This window comes from Pseudazoarcus sp. NS36, assembly GCF_059703705.1.
The window spans coordinates 499,799-522,122 of sequence record NZ_BAAKJA010000001.1; the positions used below are offsets into that span (position 1 = coordinate 499,799).

Genomic DNA, 22,324 nt, shown 5'->3' on the forward strand with positions numbered 1-22,324 from the left:
CGCATCGACTGCTCAGATCAGGAGGATCGCGCCATGGAACAGCACACCAACCCGCTCGACCAGCATTTCCACCTCCCGCACGTCCGTCGCATCGAGCCCTCGCGCCCTATCGCGTGGCTGCGCATGGGATGGCAGGATCTGAGCGGCAACCCGGTCGCCAGTCTGGCCTACGGCATCGTGTTGGCGCTTGCCGGCGCGCTGATCCTGAGCCTCGCGGACAGCATGCCCTATCTCTTCGTTGCAGCGGTCTCGGGCTTCTTCCTGATCGGGCCGATCGCGGCCGCAGGCTTGTACGAGATCGCGCGTCGCGAGGAGCAAGGCGAGGTCATCGGCTTTGCCGATTCGCTGCGTGGCCTGCGCGGTCACGGCGATCAGCTCATGTTCTTCGGCGTCTTCCTGGCGCTCACGCTGCTTGCCTGGGAACGCCTTTCCGCCATCCTGTTTGCGCTGTTCGGGCATGGCGAGACAGCCATCGTCGGCAACTTCTTCCGCGACATCTTCATGTCCGGCGCGCAGCTCGAATTCATCGCCGCATACGTGGTGCTCGGCTGCATGCTGGCGGCCGTGGTGTTCGCGCTGTCGGCCGTCGCCATCCCGATGCTCATGCATCGCGACACCGATGTCGTCACCGCGATGATGTCCAGCGCACGTGCCGTCTCGAGCAATCTGCGGGCCATGACACTGTGGGCCGGCATCATCGTGTCGCTGATGGTAATCGGCTTCGCGACCTTGCTGATCGGCCTGATCGTGATCCTGCCGGTACTGGGCTATGCCAGCTGGCATGCGTACCGCGAACTGATCGAATAAACCCTTCCGGCGACTGCGCCCCGCGGTCGTCGCCCCCGGTTAGAATGAAACGCGAACCGCCGCCGCGCGCGGCGGTCGCAGTCAGTATTGCCGTTTCATTCGACCGAGGCCCCATGTCCAATCCGTTGCTCGACTTCACCGCCCTGCCCCGTTTCGACGCCATCCGTCCGGAGCACGTCGAACCCGCCATCCGCGAACTGATCGACGAGAACCGCCGCCTGATCGACGCCAAAGTCTCCGACCCCGCCGCGCCCACATGGGACGGTTTCGTTTCGCCGCTGACCAACGCCGGTGAGCGCCTCGGCCGCGCCTGGGGCGTGGTTGGCCACCTGCACAGCGTGTTCGATGTCCCCGAATGGCGTGAGGCCTACAACCACATGCTGCCGGAGGTCTCGAGCTTCTACGCCGACATTGGGCAGAACCTCGCACTGTTCGAGAAGTACCGCGCGCTGCGTGACAGCACCCAATACGCCACGCTCTCGCCGGTGCGCCAGCGCATCCTGGACCATGAAGTGCGCGACTTCCGGCTGGCCGGTGCCGAACTGCCGGACGCCGACAAGCCGCGCTTCAAGGAAATCCAGGAAGAACAGTCCGCGCTCGCCGCGAAATTCTCCGAAAACCTGCTCGACGCCACCAATGCCCATGCCGAGTGGATCAGCGATGAGGCCGATCTGGCGGGGGTCCCCGACGACGTCATTGCCGCCGCCCGCGCCGCAGCCGAAAAGGCCGGCAAGCCGGGCTGGAAGTTCACGCTGCACATGCCCTCCTATATGCCGGTAATGCAGTACGCCGACAGCCGCTCCCTGCGCGAGCGCATGTACCGCGCCTACGCCACGCGCGCCTCAGAGTTCGGCGACGCGGCGCTCGACAACGGCCCGCTCATCGGCCGCATCCTCGCGCTGCGCGCCGAGGAGGCGCAGATGCTCGGCTACGCCAACTTCGCCGAAGTCTCACTGGTGCCGAAGATGGCCAATTCGGCTGCCGAGGTACTCGACTTCCTGCGCGAACTCGCCGCCAAGGCCAAGCCCTTTGCCGAACGCGACCTGGCCGAGTTGCGCGACTTTGCCACGCGCGACCTGGGCATCACCGACTTGCAACCGTGGGACGTGGGCTATGCCTCGGAGAAGCTGCGCCAATCGCGCTATGCCTTCTCCGAGCAGGAAGTGAAGCAGTACTTTCCCGAGCCCAAGGTCATCGACGGCCTGTTCGGTGTGGTCCAGCGCCTGTACGGCGTCACCATCTTCCCCGACCAGGCACCCACCTGGGACGCCGACGCGCGCTTCTTCCGCATCGAACGCGACGGCACCACCATCGGCCACTTCTACCTCGACCTGCACGCGCGCGAAACCAAACGCGGCGGCGCGTGGATGGATTCCGCCCGCAGCCGCATGCACTCGCGCGAAGGCGTGCAGACACCGGTGGCCTATCTGGTGTGCAATTTCTCCGGTCCGTCCGAAGGCAAGCCCGCCACCTTCAGCCACGACGACGTACAGACCCTGTTTCACGAGGCCGGCCATGGCCTGCACCACCTGCTCACGCAGATCGACGAGGTCGCGGTGTCCGGCATCCATGGCGTCGAATGGGACGCCGTCGAGCTGCCCAGTCAGTTCATGGAGAATTTCTGCTGGGAATGGGACGTGCTCTCGGGCATGACCGCCCATGTCGATACCGGTGAGCCGCTGCCCCGCGCGCTGTACGACAAGATGATTGCCGCCAAGAACTTCCAGAGCGGCATGCAGACCGTGCGCCAGCTCGAGTTCTCGATGTTCGACCTTCTCATCCACAGCCAGCTTCAGCCTGAAGGCGGCCGCGTACCGGTCGAGCACGTGATGCAGGTGTTGGCCGACGTGCGCCGGGAAGTCGCCGTCATGACGCCGCCCGAATGGCACCGCTTCCCGCACAGCTTTTCGCACATCTTCGCGGGCGGTTACGCCGCCGGCTACTACAGCTACAAGTGGGCCGAAGTGCTCTCCGCGGACGCCTTCGAAGCCTTTGAGGAAGCTGGCGCGCACGGCGGTTCGTTGCTCGACCCGATCACCGGCGAACGCTTCTGGCGCGAGATCCTCGCCGTCGGCGGCAGCCGCCCGGCCATCGAATCGTTCAAGGCCTTCCGCGGCCGCGAGCCCAAGGTCGACGCACTGCTTCGCCACAGCGGCATGGTGGCGGCGTGAAGATCGCCAGCTGGAACGTCAATTCGCTCAAGGTGCGCCTGCCACACGTAATCGAATGGCTGGCTAACAACCAGCCCGACGTGCTCGGTCTGCAGGAACTCAAGTGCGAGGACAAGGGTTTCCCGCTGGCCGAAATTGAAGCAGCCGGCTACCGAGCCGTCTTCAACGGCCAGAAGACCTACAACGGCGTCGCCCTGCTCACGCGTGTGGAGGCGCAGGACGTCGTGCGCGACATCCCCGAGCTGGGGGACGAGCAGAAGCGCATCATCGCCGCCACCATCAACGGCGTGCGGGTGGTGTGCGGGTATTTCCCCAACGGCCAGGCTGTCGGCTCCGACAAGTTCGAATACAAGCTGCGCTGGCTCGAAGCCCTGACCGCCTGGCTCAAGGACGAGATCTCGGCTCATCCGAAGCTCGCGCTGGTCGGCGACTTCAACATCGCCCCCGAAGACCGCGATGCCCACCCGGACTGGAGCGACGAAATCCACGTCTCGGAACCCGAACGCGCTGCGTTCTTCCGCCTCGAAGCGCTCGATCTGAAGGACGCCTTCCGGCTGTTCACGCAGCCGGAGAAAAGCTTTTCCTGGTGGGATTACCGCATGGGAGCCTTCCGGCGCAACTTCGGACTCCGGATCGATCACATCCTGGTCACGCCGCCTCTGGCTGAAACCTGCACCGCCTGCGTCGTCGACAAAACGCCACGCAAGCTCGAACGCCCCTCCGACCACGCGCCGGTAGTGGCCGAATTCAGTCTCTGACCGGGAGAAGCATCATGACCAAGAACGTCGGTTCCATCGACAAGACCATCCGCATCGTCGCCGGTCTCGTGCTCATCGCACTGGCCATCATGGACGTCGGCACGCCCTGGACCTGGGTGGGCGTATTGCCGTTCATCACCGGGCTGATGGGCACCTGCCCGGCGTACACACTGTTCGGGGTAAATACCTGCCCGAAGGACTGAGGGCGGCGTACCACCCGATCAAGAACTGAGGGGTAAGACAGCTGCGGGCCACCCCGATGCTGTCTCACCCCCTGGCATTACCGGCGACCGGTGTACTGGTCGCCGCCAGAAAATTGCCCGATTACTTGCTCTTGCTCCAGTCCGGCGCCTGGCACATGTCAGCAGGAACAAGATCCTTGTCACACACGCAACCTGCCGGGTAGCTGCCGGCATAGGCGGTCTGGACCGCTGCGGGGCTCCAGAAGCCGGTACGCCAGCACAGGCCGGAACCGCTGGTGGCAATCACCTTGCGGCTGTCGAGCACGTACGGAGAGACGCCCTTGTCGTCCGTGGTGAAGGAGATTGCGACGTCCTTGGACTGCGCGGTTGCCGAGGTCGTGGCCATGCCGATTGCGGCGATTGCGGCCAGCCCGAGCAGTTTGGTTTTGGTTTGAATATTCATGTTCTGTCTCCGTCCCTATAGATAGTGATCGTCTGCACCCATCCTCACCCGGCGTTCGCAGGAATCATCGGGTCAGGTCTGAAACAAGCATCGTGTTGCTCCGCGCAGCACTGCGCGGCACATCCATAGCAATTCAACAGCACCTGCATACAGCATCCGCAAATCAATGCGCACGTGCTACGACGGGCCCCTGGGGCCTGTTCGGACTGGTGCAAGCCGTATCCGTTACGCATGGACTGCAGCGTAGCCGAGCGCATGACGCATCACAACTGCGTTGTCAGATTTCATCCACAGGGCTGCACGCAGGTCAGCGTGCGCGGTGGACGTGATTGGCGATGGCGATGTAGTCGGCCACGGTGAGGCGTTCGCCTCGCAGACCGGGATCAAGGTCCAGCGCCTGGAAGTCGGCGTCGGAGAGGAACTCGCGCAGGGTGTTGCGCAAGGTCTTGCGGCGCTGGCCGAAGGCCGCAGCGACGATGCGGGAGAACAGGGCTTCGTCGTCGGGCCTGGGGCGGTCCGCGGGGAGCGGGACCATGCGCACGATGCTGGAGGTGACCTTGGGCTTGGGGCGGAAGGCTCCGGGCGGTACGTCAAACAATCGCGCCATGGCGAAGCGCTGCTGCAGCATGACCGACAGGCGGCCATAGTCGGGCGTGTCCGGCTCGGCGGCCATGCGCAGCACGACCTCCTTCTGCAGCATGAAATGCATGTCGCGCACGCCATCGGCAAAGCCTGCCAGATGGAACAGCAGCGGCGTGGAGATGTTGTAGGGCAGATTACCGACGACCCGCAACGACGTGCCGAGCGAGGCGAAGTCGAAGGCCAGCGCATCGCCTTCGTGAATGGTGAGCTGATCGGGGCCGTAGCGCTGCTTGAGGCGGGCGATGAGGTCGCGGTCGATCTCGACGACGTTCAGGTGGCCAAGGCGCTCGACGATGGGATCGGTCATGGCGCCGAGACCGGGGCCGATTTCGACCATGGTCTCGCCCGGCTGCGGGCGGATGGCGTCGACGATCTTGCGGATGATGTTGGGGTCGGACAGGAAGTTCTGGCCGAAGCGCTTGCGCGCGCGATGTTCAGACATGGCGACCTACGATGTCGACGGCGAGCTGCATGGCAGCAAAGAGACTGCCGGGGTCAGCGCGGCCCGTGCCGGCCAGATCCAGCGCGGTGCCGTGATCGACCGAAGTGCGCACGATGGGCAGGCCCAGCGTGACATTCACGCCACCACCGAAGCTCGCGTGCTTGAGCACCGGCAGACCCTGATCGTGATACATGGCCAACGCGGCATCGGCACCTTCAAGCGTGTGGGGCACGAACAGCGTGTCGGCCGGCAGCGGGCCGATCAGCTGCATGCCTTCGGCGCGCAAGGCGGCCAGCACCGGTTCGATGACTTCGATCTCTTCGCGCCCCATGTGACCGCCCTCGCCCGCGTGCGGGTTGAGACCCGCAACGAGGATGCGCGGCTTGCTGATGCCGAAACGCGCGACCAGATCACGATGGAGGATGCGCAGCGTGTCTTCCAGCACAGCCGGGGTAATGGCAGCCGGCACGGCGGACAGCGGCAGATGGGTGGTGACCAGCGCCACGCGCAGACCACCGCCGACCAGCATCATCACTACGCGTGGCGTGGCGGTGCGCTCTGCGAGGTATTCGGTATGGCCGGAAAAGGCAATGCCGGCTTCGTTGATGACGGCCTTGTGCACCGGAGCGGTGACCATCGCAGCAAATTCACCCGACACGCAGCCGTCGATGGCGCGATCCAGCATGGCGAGTACGTGCCGCGCGTTGGCGGGATCGACGGTGCCGGCATGGCAGGGTGTCGCCAGCGGCACATGCAACACATCGAGCACACCGGGTTCATGTCCGGCGCCGGGCGCATACGCACGCACGCGAACACGCCCGGACAGCACGCCCAGGCGTTGCTGCTGCAGGGGAAGATCGCCGATCACGACCGGGCGCACGCCCCAGTCATTCAGCGCGAGATGCGCGCACAGTTCGGGGCCGATGCCGGCGGGCTCGCCGGCTGTTACGGCAATGACGGGGCCACTGCGGGCCATCACTCGCGACCCAGACGAATCTCTACGTAGGTGGAGTCGCGCAACTCACGCAGCCAACTCTCGTATTCCTCGTTGGCTTTGCGCTCTCGCAGCGAATTGCGTGCCATCGCCCGGGTACGCTCTTCGGTCACGTCCTGGACGCGACGCTCCAGCACCTCGATGAGGTGCCAACCAAAGGGCGAACGCACCGGCTGACTGATTTCACCGATTTCCAGCGCATCCATTGCCCGCTCGAACTCCGGCACGGTGTCGCCACGGTAGACCCAGCCCAGATCACCGCCGCGCGCCGAGGACAGATCCTCGGAATGCACCTTGGCGAGGTCCTCGAACTTCTGGTCGCCATAGACAATGCGCTCACGCAGCGCCAGCAGCCGAGCCTCGGCTTCTGCGTCGGGCAGGATCTCGGAGGTCTTGATCAGGATGTGACGCGCCCGCGTCTGGTCGACCTTTTCAGTGATCTGCGCAGCGCCGCCGCGCACATCCACCAGCTTCACCACGTGCAGGCCCGCGGCGCTGCGCATCACCGGCGAGACTTCACCCGGCTTGAGCGTACGCACGGCGTCGGCAAACAGCGCCGGCAGGCGGTCGCGGGTGCGCCAGCCAATTACGCCACCTTCGGTCGCATCCTGCGCATCGGAGAATTCGGCAGCCAGTTGCTCGAAGGGCTCGCCCGCCGCATGGCGGCGCAGCACTTCCTGCGCCTTGGCGTCGAGTGCCTTGAAGTCGCCCTCGCTGACCTCTTCCGGCACACGGATCAGGATGTGGGCAACCAGCACTTCGTTGCCGGTAAAGGCGTCGGGGTTGTTGGCGATGAAGTTGTCGACCTCAGCCTCGGTGACTGCGACTTTGCTGTCGACCTGGGACTCGCGCAGCCGGGAAATCAAGATCTCGTTGCGGAGGTTCTCACGGAAGGATTTCCAGGAAATACCCTCCCGCTCCAGCGCCTCGCGCAACTCCGCTTCCGTCAGCCGGTTGTTCTCTGCAACCCGACCGATGGCACGGGACATGGTGGTTTCTTCCACCCGGATGCCGATCTCTCTCGCGCGCTGCAACTGGGCGCGTTCGTTGGTCATGCGCTCAAGCACCTGCTCCGCCAGCACGTTGTTCGGCGGCCGCTCGATGTTCTGGGCACGCAGCTGCTGCACGACCCGTTCCATGGCGGAGCGCAGCTGGACGTAGGTAATGACCTCGTCCCCGACCACTGCGACGACGCGATCCACAGGCATGGCACGCTGTGCCGCCGCAGGGCCGGTGTGCAGCAGGCCGTACAGGCACGTGGCCGCGACGAGGACGGAAAGACAACGGGCGAACGTGGCTTGAATGTTCATTGGAAACAGCAACCTGAAAAACCTCAATTACCGAAATACGGATCGGAAACCGGCTCGTTGATTACGCCGTAGCCGGGCACACTGCGCCGGATCAGGCTGTCCGGGTTCGAGCCGAGCCCGCCCAGACCGGTCAGCTCGAGCTGGAAGAACAGCGCCGTGTTGACGTCGTTCGGGTTGATCGCAAAACGATGCACCGCCGTGCGCAGCGACCAGCAGCCGCAGCGACTGACGTACTCGAGACCCAGCAGCGCCTCGGTGGTGCGCTTTTCTTCCAGCGAGCGGGTCACGCGACCGACACCATACCAGCGGCCGCCGAGCGGCCACTGTCCGGAGATATCCACGTCGCGGATATTATCTTCAGCGCCTTCGATCGCGCGCCGATAGCGGTAGCTGAGGTTCAATACCTTGAGGTGCTCGGGCTGAAAGCGCAGACGCACGTTGGTACGCTCAGTGGTCTTGTTCTGCGGGCTGTATTGGGTGCCAAGATCCAGCGACAGCGAACGCGAAATCCGGCCCGAGAAGGTGGCCAACAGGTCAGTACGGGTGCGATCCACTCCTTCTTCATCAGGATCCCGCAGGAAAACACGACGGTCTTCACGATAAAAACGCTGCGCCACGGTCGCGCGCAGACGCTCAATGCCGGTATTGCTCTCGATGAAGCGCGTCGTCAGCGCTGCAGTGACCTGATCGGCATCGCCAATCCGGTCGATACCTGAATAACGGTTCTCGGAGAAGATCTGCGCAAAACCAAAATCGTAGCTCGAAGTATCAAACAGCGGAATGTCGCGCTGATCCTCGTACGGGATGCGCACGTAGTACAGACGAGGCTCGAGTGTCTGCAAGGTGTTGCGGCCGAACAGCGTGGACTCGCGATCGAAGTACATGCCGGCGTCGAGCGAGAAGATCGGCAACGAGCGGGTGATCGACGTCGAATTGGCTTCATCCAAATATGGCGTTGTAAGGTCGTAGCGTGTGTAATGCACCCCGACTTTGGGTTTGATGTACCAACCCGGGCGCCTGAAGTTGAGCGCAATGTGCGGATAAGCACTAAATCGCTTGCCCTCGGTGTATTCACGCACTCCAAGGTCAATCTCAGTTTCGTCGCGATGGCGGAAATCTACGTATTCGCTCTCGAAGCCGACCTCCAGACCGCCCGGCAGGTCGGCACGACGCGCATTCAGCGTGAGTTGTGGCAAGCGCTTGTAAGGCGAATCGACGTCACCCAAAGTCTGATAGCTCTGAGCCAGAGCCGACGCACTCCACCAGCCACCGTGGTAGTCGATGCGTCCCTCGCGCAGCAGGTTGCGCCGCGACGAGACTTGCAGCGTGGAGCTGAGATCCTCGAAGTACTCGTCGTCGGTGACGCCGTTGAAGTTCAGCGATGCGCGCAGCCGATCGGTGATGTTGTGGCGGTGCTGAATCGACGCCAGACCGCGCGCCTCGCCGGTGATCTTGTCGTTCGCCAGCCACTCCAGGCGCGTCTGGCCTTCGTAGTTGTCGCCCAGGTAGCGTGCTTCGGCACCCAGCTGCAGACCGCGCTTGGTCATCAGGCGTGGCACCAGCGTAACGTCGTAGTTCGGCGCGATATTGAAGTAATACGGTACGGCCAGATCGAAACCGGTCTTCTCCGAAGCCGCCACAGTCGGCACCAGGAAGCCCGACTTGCGCTGATCGCCCAGCGGGAAACTCATGCTCGGCCAGTACAGCAACGGCACGCCCTTGAAGACCAGCGACGTGGATTTGGCGACACCGACCTGGGTGTCATAGTCGAGATCGATCGAACCGGCCTTGATGTACCAGTCGGAGCTTTCAGGCTTGCAGGTGGTCCAGGTGCCGTTTTCGAGTACGTACTGGTTCTCGCCCTCGAAACGCAGCATCGAGGCTTCGCCGCGAGCGACAATGGTGCGCTCGACGCCGGTCTCCTTGGACACCGACTTGACCGTGAAGGCGTACTCCGGGGCCACGAATTCGCCGGTCTGCTCGTACACCACGAGGCGGCCACGATCGCTGGTGATGACGTCGTCACCCTGCTCCAGACGGACATTGCCCTCGACGGAAATCTCGTCGGTCAGCTCGTTGTAAGTGAGGCGTTCAGCAGTGACCTTGAAATCGTCTTCGCGAACGATCTCGGCCTGCCCTTCGGCAATCACCTCGACCGAACGCAGACCGCGGATGCTTTGGGCGCGCACCGTGGTGCGGCCGTCACTGATCTCGGGACGCAGGCTCATCGCCGGAGCAAGCGCGCCGCCCGCGGCTGAGGCCGGCGAGACAATTCTGCGCTCGCCCAGCAGCGACGGATCGACGCGCAACGGCGCCATCGCTCCGGCATGAGTCAGGCCGGGGAACATGAGCAGAAGCAGGGCCAGAACCCTGGGCCGCCGACCTTCGAATGTGCTATCGCGCAAGCGCTCTTCCCTCTCGCTCATGTTCGGTCAGGCCTGGCCCTTTGATAAACTTGCAAAATTCTACACCAGCATTGCGGAGAACCCGTGCATAGACGCGCTCAGCTTGAAACCTGGCTTGCCTCGGTACTGCCCGATCGGACCATCGAGCTCGACACGGCCTCGGCCGACGCCAGCTTTCGCCGCTACTTTCGTGTACGCGGCGCCGGCAACGCACCCAGCCTGATCGCGATGGATGCCCCGCCCGAACATGAAGACTGCCGCCCATGGCTCTCCGTTGCAAGACTGTTTGCATCCGCGAACGTGAATGTGCCGCACATCGTCGCCGAAAACCCCGAGCAGGGCTTCATTCTGATGTCCGACCTGGGGAACACCACCTACCTGCAGGCGCTCACCCCCGACAACGCCGCGTTGCTGTATGCCGATGCTCTAGGCAGCCTCGTTGCCGTGCAGCTCGCCAGCCGACCGGGCGTGCTGCCCGAGTATTCGCGAGCGCTGCTCGAACGCGAGATGCGGCTGTTCGACGAGTGGTACATCGGCCGCCACCTCGGTGCCGAACTCGACACCGCCGGGCGCGAAGCGCTCGAAAAGGTCTATGAACGGGTGCTCGCCGTGAACCTAGCTGAGCCGCAGGTCTTTGTGCACCGCGACTACCACTCACGCAATCTGATGCATCTCGAGCAGGGCAACCCCGGCATCATCGATTTCCAGGACGCGGTGTATGGCCCGATCAGCTACGACCTCGTATCGTTGCTGAAGGACGCCTACATCCACTGGGAAGAATCCTTCGAGCTCGACATGCTGATCCGTTACTGGGAAGCCGCCCGCAAGCTCGGCCTGCCGGTGCGCGCCGACTTCCCGGACTTTCACCGCGACTACGAGTGGATGGGCGTACAGCGCCACCTCAAGGTGATGGGCATCTTCGCGCGGCTCGCGCATCGCGACGGCAAGACCGGCTATCTCAACGACATCCCGGTCGTGCGCACCCACCTGCGTCGCGTATGCGCACGCTACGGCGACCTCAAGCCGCTGCTGCGCCTGCTTGATCGCCTCGAACCCGAAGCCGTTGCCGTCGGCTACACATTCTGACGACGCGCCAATGACACGCGCCATGATCCTCGCCGCCGGCCGCGGCGAACGCATGCGTCCGCTGACCGACACCGTTCCGAAGCCACTGCTCGAAGCCGGCGGCAAGCCACTCATCGTGTGGCAGATCGAGCGCCTGCGCGACGCGGGCTTTGCCGATATCGTCATCAACCACGCCCACCTCGGCCACAGGATCGAAGCCGCACTGGCCGACGGTGTGGCGCTCGGCGTGTCGATCCGCTACTCACCGGAAGCCGTTGCGCTCGAGACCGCCGGCGGCATCCGCCAGGCCATGCCGTTGCTCGGGCCGGAGCCCTTCATCGTCGTCAATGGCGACATCTTCTGCGATGCCGATCTGGTGGCCGTGCGCGAGGCGGCCACGCACCTGAGCGCCGACGGCGACCTCGCCCACCTCGTGCTCGTTGCCAACCCGGAACACCATCCGGCTGGCGACTTCGCGCTCGCGGACAGCCGCATCATCGAAGACGGCCCCGCGCTGACCTTCTCCGGAATCGGCGCCTACCACCCCGCCCTGTTTGCCGACCTGACCGCTGGCGAACCGGCGCGACTCGCGCCACTTCTGCGTGCGGCCATTGCGCAGGGGCGAGTCTCCGGCACCCCGCATGAAGGTCAGTGGATCGATGTCGGCACGCCAGAGCGGCTGCAAGAAGTGGATCGCAGGCTGCGGACACCGCCCGGCCTCACCGGGTAGCGCCCTGCACACCGAGACCACCAAAAACAAACGCCGTCCCGGCAGTGCCATAATCTCGCCATGAATACCGTCACAGAACGCCTCACCCCGGACATCGCCCCGTTCCGCGCCCGCCGCGAGCGCCTCATCGCCCGCATGCAGGCCGCAGGCGGTGGGGTGGCCGTACTGGCCACCGCGCCGGAGCGCGCACGTAACAGCGACACGCACTATCCCTACCGCCACGACAGCCACTTCCACTACCTCACCGGCTTCGGCGAGCCGGAAGCCATCGTCGTGCTGATCGCCGGTGATACGCCGAAAAGTGTGCTGTTCTGCCGCGAAAAGAACGAAGAGCGTGAGATCTGGGACGGTCGCCGCTGGGGGCCGGATGCGGCCCGCGAAGCCTTTGGCTTCGATGAAACGCACGCGGTCGAGGACTTCGACGCAACGCTGCCCGAACTGCTCACCAACCAGCCCTTGCTGTGGTGCGGCTTCGGCTACGACGACGCGTGGGATGCACGCATCACCCGCGCGCTCAATGCCGTGCGCGCGAAGACCCGCGCCGGCTCGACGGCCCCGCACAGCATTCGCGACGCGCTGGCCGAACTCAACGAGATGCGCCTGATCAAGGACGCCTCCGAACTCGCGATCATGCGGCGCGCGGGGCAGATCTCCGCCGACGCCCACTGCCGCGCGATGCGCGCAACACGCCCGGGCCGTTTCGAGTACGAGATCGACGCCGAACTGCTGCACGCCTTTCGCAGCGCGGGCAGCCAGTTTCCGGCCTATCCGTCGATCGTTGCCAGCGGCCCCAACGCCTGCATCCTGCATTACGTCGAGAACGACCGCCGCATGGCGGACGGCGACCTGCTGATGATCGACGCCGGCTGCGAACTCGACGGCTACGCCTCCGACATCACCCGCAGCTTCCCCGTGAGTGGCCGCTTCACCGACGCACAGCGCGACGTCTACCAGCTGGTGCTGGCCGCCCAGCATGCCGCGCGCGCCGAAACCCGACCGGGCCAGCACTGGAACGCCGCACACGAAGCCGCGGTGAAAGTGCTGGCGCAGGGCATGCTCGACCTCGGCCTGCTCACCGGCTCCTTCGACGCCGTGATGGAGCAGCACACCTACCGTCGTTTCTACATGCACCGCACCGGCCACTGGCTGGGTCGCGACGTGCACGACGTCGGCGAATACAAACAGGATGGTGAGTGGCGCACGCTGGTACCGGGCATGGTGATGACCATCGAACCGGGCTGCTACATCCGCCCCGCCGACGACATTCCGGAAGCCTTCTGGAACATCGGCATCCGCATCGAGGACGATGCCGTCATCACCGCCGACGGCTGCGAATACCTCACGGACGGTGTGCCGCGCGAAGTCGACGAGATCGAAGCGCTGATGCGCGACGGAGCATGAGCGACGCCGCCCGGCCGCTCGAAGGCGGCGCTCGTCCAAAGCTGGCTCTGCACAGCGCAAGCGACCGGAGGGCAGTCCAGTGACCGACGCGGACCTGCTCATCGTTGGCGGCGGCCCGGCCGGACTAGCGCTGGCGCTGTCGCTGGCCGACTCGGGCAAACGCATTGTCGTGGCCGACGCGCGCGACCGCGACGCCGTCACAAGCGATCCGCGCGCACTGGCGCTGGCCCACGGCTCCCGCCTGATTCTCGAACGCCTGGGCGTATGGCGCGGGCTCAACGCCACGCCAATCGAAACCATCCATGTCTCGCAACGCGGCGGCTTCGGGCGCACCGTGCTGCGTGCCACCGAACTGGGCGCACCGGCCCTCGGCCATGTCGTTTCTGCCGGCGTACTGACCGGAGCACTGCGCGCCGCGGCAGACGCCGCGGGCATCGAAGTGCGTGACCACACCCGTGTCGGCGAAGCCACACTCGAAACCACCCGGATCAGCGCGCAGCTCAACGACGAGCCTGTCAACGCGCGACTGATCGTGCGCGCCGAAGGCGGCCCCGGCGATGGCGAGGCCGTGAAGAGCCGCGACTACGGCCAGCACGCGCTGATCGCCACGGTGTGCCCGCGCGACGGACACGGCCGACTGGCCTTCGAACGTTTCACGCCGGAAGGCCCGCTCGCACTGCTGCCCTTCGGCGACGACTACGCCAGCGTGCTGGTGGTCTCTGACGACACGGCTGACCGCCTCGCGGCGCTCGACGATGCGGCCTACCTCGCCCATCTGCAGCAGACCATTGGCGGGCGCACCGCACTCGCCTCCGTCGGCCCCCGCGTGCGCTACCCGCTGGCGTTGCGTTATCGCAGCAGCGCGGTCGGACCGCGCACGGCGTGGCTCGGCAACGCCGCCCAGACCCTGCATCCGGTCGCCGGCCAGGGCTTCAACCTCGCACTACGCGACGTGCACTCGCTCGCCGCGGCCCTGCGCGACGCCGCAGACCCCGGCGACCCTGCACTGCTCGCAGAGTGGGCGCGCGGCCGCCGACTCGACCGTGCCGGCACCATCGGTTTCACCGACGGCCTGATCCGTGTCTTCGCCAATGATTTCGGGCCGCTGTCGGTCGTGCGTGGCCTCGGGCTCACGGCACTCGATCTGTGCAGCCCGCTGCGCGGCTTCGTCGCGCGACGCATGATGTTTGGCGCGCGAGCCTGGCCCTGAACGCAAGCCAGGCAAGCGTTGCGGACGTGCAACTGACAAGCGTCCGGCGCTCAGACCGGGACACCGAACGTCGGATGCGCACCACCACGCGTCGTTTATCTGCCTTGTGCGCCTACTCCGTCGGCCACGCCGGCCGGCCGCTGCGGTAGAATGGCGCCCTTCCCCACCCCACCCGGAATTTCGTCGCCCATGCAGTTCGCCGGCTTCAATCTGCGCAACAACCTGTTCGTGGCACCGATGGCCGGCGTGACCGACCGTCCGTTCCGCCAGTTGTGCAAGAAGCTGGGTGCCGGTGTCGCGGTGTCGGAAATGGTCACGTCCAATTCGCTGCTGTACGGCAGTGCCAAGACCCAACGCCGCGCCAACCACGACGGCGAGGTCGATCCGATCTCGGTGCAGATCGCCGGCGCCGACCCTTCGATGATGGCTCAGGCGGCCAAGTACAACGCCGACCGCGGTGCGCAGATCATCGACATCAACATGGGCTGTCCGGCCAAGAAGGTGTGCAACGTGATGGCCGGCTCGGCGCTGATGCAGGACGAACCGCTGGTCGCGCGCATCCTTGAAGCCGTGGTGTCGGCCGTGCCCGATACGCCGGTCACGCTCAAATTCCGCACCGGCTGGAACCGCGAGAACAAGAACGCCCCGCTCATCGCACGCATCGCCGAAGAATCCGGCATCCGCGCGATCGCCATTCATGGCCGCACGCGTGCCGACCAATACACCGGTGATGCCGAATACGACACCATCGCGCTGGTCAAATCGCAGGTGACGATTCCGGTGATCGCCAACGGCGACATCACCACGCCCGAAAGAGCCCGCTTCGTACTCGAATACACCAAGGCCGACGGCGTCATGATCGGCCGTGCGGCGCAGGGCCGGCCGTGGATCTTCCGCGAGATCGAGCACTTCCTGGCCACCGGCCAACTGCTGCCGCCACCGCTGGTCACCGAAATCCATCAGGTATGCCGCGAACACCTCGCCGACCTCTACGGTTTCTATGGCGAGGAAACCGGACTGAAGGTCGCCCGCAAGCACATCTCCTGGTACACCAAGGGGCTGGCCGGCTCGGCGGCTTTCCGCAAGATGATGAATACGCTGGGCGACATCGACAGCCAGACGGCAGCCGTAGACGAGTTCTTCGGCCTGCTCGCCGAGCACGACACCCGACTGCACTACGAAGAAGACCCCCTGCAGGAGCTCGCCGCATGAGTCGCGAGAATGACATCGGAGAATGCGTGCGCCGCACGCTCGACCAGTATTTCTGCGACCTCGATGGCGAACAGCCTTCGGCGATCTACGACATGGTGATCCAGCATGTCGAACGCCCGATGCTGGCCTGCGTCATGGAACGCGCCGGCGGCAACCAGTCGGTGGCGGCCCGCATGCTCGGCATCAACCGTAACACCCTGCGCCGCAAGCTGTCCGAACACGGCCTGCTGTGACCCCGCGCGCCCGCCGGGCGCGCTTTTCCCGCTGCATCATTCGAATCCATGAAAGTCACCCAAGCCCTACTGAGCGTCTCCGACAAACGCGGCGTTCTTGATCTCGCCCGCGCGCTCGACGCACTCGGCGTCGCCCTGCTGTCCACCGGCGGCACCGCCGCCATGCTGCGTGAAGCCGGCCTGCCGGTTACCGACGTATCCGAGCACACCGGCTTCCCCGAGATGCTCGGCGGCCGCGTCAAGACCCTGCACCCCAAAGTGCACGGCGGCATCCTCGCGCGCCGCGACCTGCCCGAGCACATGGACACCATCGCCGCGCACGGCATCACGCGCATCGATCTGGTGGTGGTGAACCTCTACCCCTTCGAGCAGACCATCGCCAAGGCCGGCTGTACGCTCGAAGACGCCATCGAGAACATCGACATCGGCGGTCCGGCCATGGTGCGTGCAGCCGCCAAGAACCACGGTGACGCGGCCGGCGGCGTCGGCATCGTCACCGACCCGGACGACTACTCGGCCATCGTCGAAGAACTGCAGAGCAATGGCGGTGCGCTGTCGTACAAGACCCGCTTCGCACTGGCCGCCAAGGCCTACACGCACACCGCGCGCTACGACTCGGCCATCTCCAACTTCCTGACCTCGCTGGCCGACGACGGCAGCCGCGCGGCCTACCCCGAGCGCTTCCAGATCGCCTTCGACAAGGTGCAGGACCTGCGTTACGGCGAGAACCCGCATCAGAGCGCCGCCTTCTACCGTGAGCCGCATGCGCCGGAAGGCTGCATCGCACGCTACACGCAGTTGCAGGGCAAGGAACTGTCGTACAACAACATCGCCGACGCCGATGCGGCGTGGGAATGCGTCAAGGCCTTCGACACCGCCGCCTGCGTCATCATCAAGCACGCCAACCCGTGTGGCGTGGCGCTCGGCCTCAACGCCGCCGACGCCTACGCCAAGGCCTTCCAGACTGACCCGACCTCCGCCTTCGGCGGCATCATCGCCTTCAACTGTGAAGTCGACCGCGTCACCGCCGAAGCCGTCTCCAAGCAGTTCATGGAGGTTTTGATCGCCCCGACCTTTGCGCCGGACGCGCTGACCCTGCTGGCCGAGAAGAAGAACGTGCGCGTGCTGCAATGCCCGCTCGGCGCCAGCGCCGGCGCGCTCGACTTCAAACGCGTCGGGGGCGGTCTGCTGGTGCAGAGCGCGGACGACGCCCACATCCAGATCGGTGATCTCAAGGTGGTCACGAAGCGTGCACCGACCCCGACCGAGCTGGCCGACCTGCTGTTCGCCTGGCGCGTGGCCAAGTACGTCAAGTCCAACGCCATCGTGTACTGCCGCGACGGCATGACGGTCGGCGTCGGCGCCGGCCAGATGAGCCGCGTCGACTCCGCCCGCATCGCGTCGATCAAGGCCGAGAATGCCGGTCTGAACATCCGCGGCTCGGTTGTTGCCTCGGACGCCTTCTTCCCTTTCCGTGACGGTCTGGACGTGCTCGCCAACGCTGGCGCCACGGCGGTCATTCAGCCCGGTGGTTCAATGCGTGACGCCGAAGTCATCGCTGCCGCCGACGAACACGGCGTAGCCATGGTGTTCACCGGCTTCCGCCATTTCCGTCATTGAACGCTCTGCAACCCCACAACGACAAAATCCCCGACTCCACATGAAAGTTCTCGTCATCGGCTCCGGCGGCCGCGAACACGCCCTGGCCTGGAAACTGGTCCAGTCCGGCAAGGTCACCCGCGTACTCGTCGCACCCGGCAATGCGGGCACCGCGCTCGAACCCCAGGTCGAGAACTTCGAGGTCACGAAGATTCCCGACCTGATCGAACTCGCGCGCGCTCAAGAGGTTGCCTACACCGTGGTCGGCCCTGAAGCGCCGCTCGCCGCGGGTGTGGTGGACGCCTTCCGTGAAGCCGGCCTGCCGATTTTCGGCCCCGCGCAAGCCGCCGCCCAGCTCGAATCGTCCAAGGATTTCGCCAAGCGCTTCATGGTGCGCCACGGCATCCCGACCTCGAAGTACGAGACCTTTTCCGACGCGACCGAGGCACACGCCTATGTCGAGCGCGAGGGTGCGCCCATCGTCATCAAGGCCGACGGCCTGGCTGCGGGCAAGGGTGTGGTCGTAGCGATGACGCTCGAAGAGGCGCACGCCGCCATCGACATGATGCTGCTCGACAACAAGATGGGCGACGCTGGCGCGCGCGTGGTCATCGAAGAATTCATGCGCGGCGAAGAAGCCAGCTTCATCGTCATGGCTGACGGCACCAACGCCTTGGCGCTGGCCACCAGCCAGGACCACAAGCGCCTCAAAGACAAGGACGAAGGCCCGAACACCGGCGGCATGGGCGCCTATTCGCCCGCCCCGGTGGTCACGCCCGAGGTACACGCCCGTGTCATGCGCGAGATCATCTACCCGGTGCTCGCCGGCATGAAGGCCGAAGGCACGCCCTACACCGGCTTCCTGTACGCCGGCCTGATGATCGACGACGACGGCCGCCCGCGCGTGGTTGAATTCAACTGCCGCATGGGTGACCCCGAAACGCAGCCGATCATGATGCGCCTGAAGAGCGACCTGACCGATCTCATCGAAGCCGCGCTCGAAGGCAAGCTTGACCTGATCGAGGCCGACTGGGACCGCCGTTTCGCGCTCGGCGTCGTGATGGCTGCCAAGGGTTACCCCGAGAAGCCGCGCAAGGGCGATGTCATCACCGGCCTGCCCGCAGCGTCGAGTGAAGACGCCCATGTCTTCCATGCCGGCACCGTGATGAAGGGCGACGATGTCGTCACGTCCGGCGGCCGTGTGCTGTGTGTCACCGTGCTGGGCGAGAGCGTGCGCACTGCCCAGGCCAAGGCCTATGCCGTTGCCGACGCGATCCAGTTCAAAGGCGCCCAATACCGCCGGGACATCGGCTTCCGCGCGCTGGCGCGCAAGAGCTGAGCCCTCGCAGCATGGATATTCACGCGGTCAAAACCTACCTCACCGGGCTCCAGCAGAACATCGTCACGCAGCTGGAGGCTTTCGACGGCACCCCCTTTCGTGCCGACGGCTGGGATCGTCCCGGCGGCGGAGGCGGTCTGACCCGTGTCGTCGAGGAAGGCCATTTCTTCGAGCGTGGCGGCGTCAATTTCTCGCACGTCACCGGCGATGCCATGCCGGCCTCGGCCACCGCGCACCGTCCGGAGCTGGCCGGCCGTGCCTTCGAAGCCATGGGCGTATCGCTGGTGCTGCACCCGCGCAACCCCTACTGCCCGACCGTGCACATGAACGTGCGCTGCTTCGTCGCCAGCGCAGCAGACAAGCCGCCGGTGTGGTGGTTCGGCGGCGGCATGGATCTCACGCCGTATTACGCAGCCGAAGAGGACGTGCGCCATTTCCACGCCACCTGCCGCGATGCCGTGCTGCCCTTCGGCGGCGCAGCCGAGTACACCCGACTCAAAGAGTGGTGCGACCGCTATTTCCACTTGAAGCATCGCAACGAGCCGCGCGGCGTCGGCGGCCTGTTCTTCGACGATCTGGGCGCAGACGGCAACACGCCGTATGAGCAGGCTTTCGGTCTCACACGCTCGGTCGGCGACGCCTTTCTGGACGCTTATCTGCCGATCATCGAGCGCCGCCGTGCCACGCCGTATGGCGAGCGCGAGCGCGATTTCCAGGCCTATCGACGCGGGCGCTACGTGGAATTCAACCTGGTCTTCGACCGCGGCACGCTATTCGGCCTGCAGTCGGGCGGACGTACCGAATCCATCCTGATGTCGCTGCCGCCCATCGTGAAGTGGCGCTATGACTGGACGCCGGAAGCCGGCTCGCCGGAAGCCGAGCTGTACGAGAAATACCTCAAGCCGCAGGACTGGGCCTGAACAACAAAAAGCCGCACCTGAGGGTGCGGCTTTTTGTTTGATGACGCTGCTTCAGAGCGCGCGCAGTTTGGCCGCCAGTCGGTACTGTTCCGCAGCATCGTCCGGGCGCTCGAGCTTCTCGAACAGCGCAGCCAGCGTGACATGCACATCCGCCCGCGGCGCACGCACGAGCGACTCTTCCAGATAGCTCTGCGCCTTGCCCCAGATCTGCGCGGCCAGACACTGACGCCCCAGCGAAGCCAGCAAGCCGGCATCGTCCGGATGCGCAACCAGCCACTTCTCGGCGCGGGCCAGTCCGTCGCGCGCATCATTGCCTTGCGTGCACAGGTGGTACAGACGCGCCAGTTCCGAATCCCAGTGTTCGTCCAGCCGGCGCTCGACCGCCCGACGGGCCAGTGCGCCCTGTCCGGTCTGCGCCAGCAAAGGCAGGACGGCCGCCAGCATGACCGGATCGGCCAGATCTTCTTTGGGAAGATCACGCCAGCGGGCAGCCACTTCGATGTCATTGTCGGCACATGCGCGCATCGCCTCCAGGCGCGCAGCGCGCAGCAGGCCACGCGCCTCGTCGGCCGGCATGGCACGGTCGGACTGGAGCTGGTGCACGGCCTCGGCCACCTCGGACCACTTGCCCTGACGACGCGCCAGTTCGAGCTCGAGCCGGCGTGAAGCCGTGCTGCGATGACCATCGTTGCGCAGCGCATCCAGCGCCCGCTGCGCCGTATCCAGCGCACCACGCTCCAGTGCAAAGCCGGCCTCGGCCAGCAGGCGCGGGATGCGGCCGTCGTAACGCTCGGCCTTGTCCAGCCATTCGGTGCAACGCCGCGCGTCGTTCAGGCCGTGTGCGGCCCGCGCGCCCAGCAGCGCGACCTCGTAGGAACGGTCGACCGACTCCGCCGTCTTGACGTGTGTCAGCGCATCCGACATGCGCCCTTCGGCCAGCGCCCGCAGCGCGTTGTGCAAGGCCGTGGAAGCCTTGTGCTCCCGGCGTCGGGCGCGGTAATGGGCCACACGCCCCGGCAGGCCGAGCGTCTTGCGCAGCACCCGGATCAGCGCGTAGGACAGCACAAAGGACAGCAAGGCCACGACGATGACGAGGTTCAGCGAAACCTGCGCACGCCACGGCGGCGAGACGATCAGCACATAGCCTTCGTTGGCGCCGGCCATCATGGCCACGCCGGCAGCGATGGCGAAGATCGCGAGAATCCAGATCAATGCACGCATGCGCGGCCCCTCAGCGTGCTGCGCCAGCAGGCGCGGCGGCCGGCTCGGCGCTGTTGCGGCCACGTACCATGCCCAGCGCGGCGAAGGTGTCGGTCAGCGTCGGCGCCTCGGCATTCATGTCGATGGCGACCAGCTGCTCCAGCTCGCCAAGCACACGCTGCACCTGGACGTCTCCGGTGTCGAAATAGCGCTCCAGCCATTCGCGCGCCATGGTCAGGTCGGTGCCATAGGTGCGCACGTCACTGGCCAGCAGCGCGAGTCGCGCGGTCAGCAGGCGGATCTTCACGTTCTCACGCAGATACACCCCCTGGGACGGTGCCAGCAGCGCCGGATCGGCGCGATCCATGCGTTCGAGCCGGATCATGCCGCGCACTTCGTTCCAGGCATCCGAACCAAGCGCGTGCATGAAGCCCAGGGCCTTGTTCCACCAGCGCGCATCACCCTCTCCAGGCGCAACTTCGGGCAGGGCATCCATGGCCGGCGCGTGATCGATGGGCTCCACGGCATAGGCCAGCGGCAGGCGGTCGATGTGGGCGAACAGCAGTTCGAGGCGCAGCGACATGCCGCTGACGTCGATCTGCGGGTGCGACTTGACCGCGTCGATGTCCTTCATCAGCGCGCGACGCAGGTCGTGCAGATGCGCGAGCTCCGGCGCAGCCAAACGCGATTCGGCGCTTTGCAGCGCAATCAGCGCGGACTCGTAGTTGCCCGCCAGACGAAGCTGCTGCGCGGCGATGGTGACCGCCTGCGCGACTTCGGCCAGCACGCGATCCGTACGCGTACGCGAAAATTCCTGATACAGCGATTCAAGCGCCGCAGCCTGCCCTTCGGTCGCCGCCACCTTGGACTCGAGCGCGCCAAAACGCCCCTGCAGGGTAGCGATGGATTCCTGCGCCTGGCGCGACAGCGCGCGCATCTCGGTCGCGCGCGAATCGGCCTCGGCCAGTCGCTGCGCAACTTCGCCGCGCAAATCGCCGGCGCCCTTGCGCAGCTCGTAGGTCTGCCAGCCGACCACGCCGACGCCGATCAGCGCCAGCACCGACAGGCTCAGCGCGAGCTTGCCGGATTTGCGCGGAGCATTGTCCGCCGCTGCGGGAGGCTTGCCCTTGTCGCCGCCGGCAGGCGGCGCAGCGACACTCGCAGCCTCGTCTGCACGGGCTTCGTCGCTGGCGTTCGGAGGGGGCTGGGTGAGCGCGGGAGTCTGTTTGTCCATGGCCGGA

20 protein-coding genes are annotated in these 22,324 nt (G+C 65.5%); 13 read left to right on the top strand and 7 right to left on the bottom strand.

What is annotated here, in order from left to right; translation table 11 throughout:
* Nucleotides 1–33: 33 nt before the first annotated feature.
* The 4 genes from AC6H0R_RS02375 to AC6H0R_RS02390 all read left to right on the top strand — a co-directional run bounded on the left by AC6H0R_RS02375 (nt 34) and on the right by AC6H0R_RS02390 (nt 3,939).
* Nucleotides 34–807, top strand: a complete 774-nt coding sequence (locus AC6H0R_RS02375) for a DUF2189 domain-containing protein (RefSeq protein ID WP_497579733.1) — start codon at nt 34–36, stop codon at nt 805–807.
* Between the two features lie 113 nt (nt 808–920).
* Nucleotides 921–2,978 carry a M3 family metallopeptidase gene (locus AC6H0R_RS02380; RefSeq protein WP_497579734.1) on the top strand — a complete coding sequence of 686 codons (2,058 nt, stop codon included), beginning with the start codon at nt 921–923 and terminating at the stop codon, nt 2,976–2,978.
* A complete protein-coding gene (xth, locus tag AC6H0R_RS02385; RefSeq protein ID WP_497579735.1) occupies nt 2,975–3,736 on the top strand; it encodes an exodeoxyribonuclease III in 762 nt (253 codons plus the stop codon). Before AC6H0R_RS02380 ends, xth begins: the two co-directional genes overlap by 4 nt.
* 14 nt (nt 3,737–3,750) lie before the next feature.
* Nucleotides 3,751–3,939, top strand: coding sequence for a YgaP family membrane protein (locus AC6H0R_RS02390; RefSeq protein ID WP_497579736.1), 189 nt, complete (start codon nt 3,751–3,753; stop codon nt 3,937–3,939).
* A 121-nt stretch (nt 3,940–4,060) separates the two neighbouring features.
* Here AC6H0R_RS02390 and AC6H0R_RS02395 read toward each other — a convergent pair whose 3' ends face one another.
* The 5 genes from AC6H0R_RS02395 to AC6H0R_RS02415 form a co-directional block, all read right to left on the bottom strand.
* On the bottom strand, nt 4,061–4,381 hold the full coding sequence (locus tag AC6H0R_RS02395; RefSeq protein WP_497579737.1) for a hypothetical protein: 321 nt from the start codon (nt 4,379–4,381) through the stop codon (nt 4,061–4,063).
* A 307-nt stretch (nt 4,382–4,688) separates the two neighbouring features.
* Nucleotides 4,689–5,465 (bottom strand): 16S rRNA (adenine(1518)-N(6)/adenine(1519)-N(6))-dimethyltransferase RsmA, encoded by a 777-nt coding sequence (gene rsmA / locus AC6H0R_RS02400; protein ID WP_497579738.1) that lies wholly within the window; start codon nt 5,463–5,465, stop codon nt 4,689–4,691.
* Complete coding sequence (gene pdxA / locus AC6H0R_RS02405; protein ID WP_497579869.1) at nt 5,458–6,441, bottom strand: 4-hydroxythreonine-4-phosphate dehydrogenase PdxA; 984 nt, start codon at nt 6,439–6,441, stop codon at nt 5,458–5,460. Before pdxA ends, rsmA begins: the two co-directional genes overlap by 8 nt.
* Nucleotides 6,441–7,769, bottom strand: coding sequence for a peptidylprolyl isomerase (locus tag AC6H0R_RS02410; RefSeq protein ID WP_497579739.1), 1,329 nt, complete (start codon nt 7,767–7,769; stop codon nt 6,441–6,443). Before AC6H0R_RS02410 ends, pdxA begins: the two co-directional genes overlap by 1 nt.
* A 23-nt stretch (nt 7,770–7,792) precedes the next feature.
* Complete coding sequence (locus AC6H0R_RS02415) at nt 7,793–10,174, bottom strand: LPS-assembly protein LptD (RefSeq protein ID WP_497579740.1); 2,382 nt, start codon at nt 10,172–10,174, stop codon at nt 7,793–7,795.
* Nucleotides 10,175–10,258: 84 nt separating this feature from the next.
* Between AC6H0R_RS02415 and AC6H0R_RS02420 the strand changes: the two genes are divergently transcribed.
* The 9 genes from AC6H0R_RS02420 to hemF all read left to right on the top strand — a co-directional run bounded on the left by AC6H0R_RS02420 (nt 10,259) and on the right by hemF (nt 19,883).
* Nucleotides 10,259–11,260: an aminoglycoside phosphotransferase family protein gene (locus tag AC6H0R_RS02420; protein ID WP_497579741.1), complete on the top strand. Its 1,002-nt coding sequence runs from the start codon at nt 10,259–10,261 to the stop codon at nt 11,258–11,260.
* A gap of 22 nt (nt 11,261–11,282) precedes the next feature.
* Complete coding sequence (gene murU / locus AC6H0R_RS02425; RefSeq protein WP_497579870.1) at nt 11,283–11,969, top strand: N-acetylmuramate alpha-1-phosphate uridylyltransferase MurU; 687 nt, start codon at nt 11,283–11,285, stop codon at nt 11,967–11,969.
* Nucleotides 11,970–12,029: 60 nt separating this feature from the next.
* The gene (gene pepP, locus AC6H0R_RS02430) at nt 12,030–13,370 is read left to right on the top strand and encodes a Xaa-Pro aminopeptidase (protein ID WP_497579742.1); all 1,341 of its coding nucleotides are present in this window, start codon (nt 12,030–12,032) and stop codon (nt 13,368–13,370) included.
* A gap of 79 nt (nt 13,371–13,449) precedes the next feature.
* Nucleotides 13,450–14,580 carry an FAD-dependent monooxygenase gene (locus AC6H0R_RS02435; protein WP_497579743.1) on the top strand — a complete coding sequence of 377 codons (1,131 nt, stop codon included), beginning with the start codon at nt 13,450–13,452 and terminating at the stop codon, nt 14,578–14,580.
* A gap of 189 nt (nt 14,581–14,769) precedes the next feature.
* The gene (gene dusB, locus AC6H0R_RS02440) at nt 14,770–15,792 is read left to right on the top strand and encodes a tRNA dihydrouridine synthase DusB (RefSeq protein WP_497579744.1); all 1,023 of its coding nucleotides are present in this window, start codon (nt 14,770–14,772) and stop codon (nt 15,790–15,792) included.
* Complete coding sequence (locus AC6H0R_RS02445) at nt 15,789–16,025, top strand: Fis family transcriptional regulator (protein WP_497579745.1); 237 nt, start codon at nt 15,789–15,791, stop codon at nt 16,023–16,025. Before dusB ends, AC6H0R_RS02445 begins: the two co-directional genes overlap by 4 nt.
* Nucleotides 16,026–16,073: 48 nt before the next feature.
* Nucleotides 16,074–17,645 carry a bifunctional phosphoribosylaminoimidazolecarboxamide formyltransferase/IMP cyclohydrolase gene (purH, locus tag AC6H0R_RS02450; RefSeq protein ID WP_497579746.1) on the top strand — a complete coding sequence of 524 codons (1,572 nt, stop codon included), beginning with the start codon at nt 16,074–16,076 and terminating at the stop codon, nt 17,643–17,645.
* 40 nt (nt 17,646–17,685) lie between these two features.
* Nucleotides 17,686–18,963, top strand: a complete 1,278-nt coding sequence (gene purD / locus AC6H0R_RS02455) for a phosphoribosylamine--glycine ligase (RefSeq protein ID WP_497579747.1) — start codon at nt 17,686–17,688, stop codon at nt 18,961–18,963.
* 11 nt (nt 18,964–18,974) lie between these two features.
* Nucleotides 18,975–19,883, top strand: a complete 909-nt coding sequence (gene hemF / locus AC6H0R_RS02460) for an oxygen-dependent coproporphyrinogen oxidase (protein WP_497579748.1) — start codon at nt 18,975–18,977, stop codon at nt 19,881–19,883.
* A gap of 51 nt (nt 19,884–19,934) precedes the next feature.
* Here hemF and AC6H0R_RS02465 read toward each other — a convergent pair whose 3' ends face one another.
* Both AC6H0R_RS02465 and AC6H0R_RS02470 read right to left on the bottom strand, forming a co-directional pair.
* Nucleotides 19,935–21,104: a heme biosynthesis HemY N-terminal domain-containing protein gene (locus AC6H0R_RS02465; protein WP_497579749.1), complete on the bottom strand. Its 1,170-nt coding sequence runs from the start codon at nt 21,102–21,104 to the stop codon at nt 19,935–19,937.
* A 10-nt stretch (nt 21,105–21,114) separates the two neighbouring features.
* Entirely contained in the window at nt 21,115–22,317 is a 1,203-nt protein-coding gene (locus tag AC6H0R_RS02470; RefSeq protein WP_497579750.1) for a uroporphyrinogen-III C-methyltransferase, read from the bottom strand.
* Nucleotides 22,318–22,324: the final 7 nt, after the last annotated feature.

Excerpts from the sequence above, each read along its gene's own strand:
- AC6H0R_RS02375 (WP_497579733.1), top strand. The coding sequence starts at position 34 with ATGGAACAGCACACCAACCCGCTCGACCAGCATTTCCACCTCCCGCAC.
- AC6H0R_RS02380 (WP_497579734.1), top strand. The coding sequence starts at position 921 with ATGTCCAATCCGTTGCTCGACTTCACCGCCCTGCCCCGTTTCGACGCC.
- AC6H0R_RS02390 (WP_497579736.1), top strand. The coding sequence starts at position 3,751 with ATGACCAAGAACGTCGGTTCCATCGACAAGACCATCCGCATCGTCGCC.
- AC6H0R_RS02395 (WP_497579737.1), bottom strand. The coding sequence starts at position 4,381 with ATGAATATTCAAACCAAAACCAAACTGCTCGGGCTGGCCGCAATCGCC.
- rsmA (WP_497579738.1), bottom strand. The coding sequence starts at position 5,465 with ATGTCTGAACATCGCGCGCGCAAGCGCTTCGGCCAGAACTTCCTGTCC.
- pdxA (WP_497579869.1), bottom strand. The coding sequence starts at position 6,441 with ATGGCCCGCAGTGGCCCCGTCATTGCCGTAACAGCCGGCGAGCCCGCC.
- AC6H0R_RS02410 (WP_497579739.1), bottom strand. The coding sequence starts at position 7,769 with ATGAACATTCAAGCCACGTTCGCCCGTTGTCTTTCCGTCCTCGTCGCG.
- murU (WP_497579870.1), top strand. The coding sequence starts at position 11,283 with ATGATCCTCGCCGCCGGCCGCGGCGAACGCATGCGTCCGCTGACCGAC.
- pepP (WP_497579742.1), top strand. The coding sequence starts at position 12,030 with ATGAATACCGTCACAGAACGCCTCACCCCGGACATCGCCCCGTTCCGC.
- dusB (WP_497579744.1), top strand. The coding sequence starts at position 14,770 with ATGCAGTTCGCCGGCTTCAATCTGCGCAACAACCTGTTCGTGGCACCG.
- AC6H0R_RS02445 (WP_497579745.1), top strand. The coding sequence starts at position 15,789 with ATGAGTCGCGAGAATGACATCGGAGAATGCGTGCGCCGCACGCTCGAC.
- purH (WP_497579746.1), top strand. The coding sequence starts at position 16,074 with ATGAAAGTCACCCAAGCCCTACTGAGCGTCTCCGACAAACGCGGCGTT.
- purD (WP_497579747.1), top strand. The coding sequence starts at position 17,686 with ATGAAAGTTCTCGTCATCGGCTCCGGCGGCCGCGAACACGCCCTGGCC.
- hemF (WP_497579748.1), top strand. The coding sequence starts at position 18,975 with ATGGATATTCACGCGGTCAAAACCTACCTCACCGGGCTCCAGCAGAAC.
- AC6H0R_RS02465 (WP_497579749.1), bottom strand. The coding sequence starts at position 21,104 with ATGCGTGCATTGATCTGGATTCTCGCGATCTTCGCCATCGCTGCCGGC.
- AC6H0R_RS02470 (WP_497579750.1), bottom strand. The coding sequence starts at position 22,317 with ATGGACAAACAGACTCCCGCGCTCACCCAGCCCCCTCCGAACGCCAGC.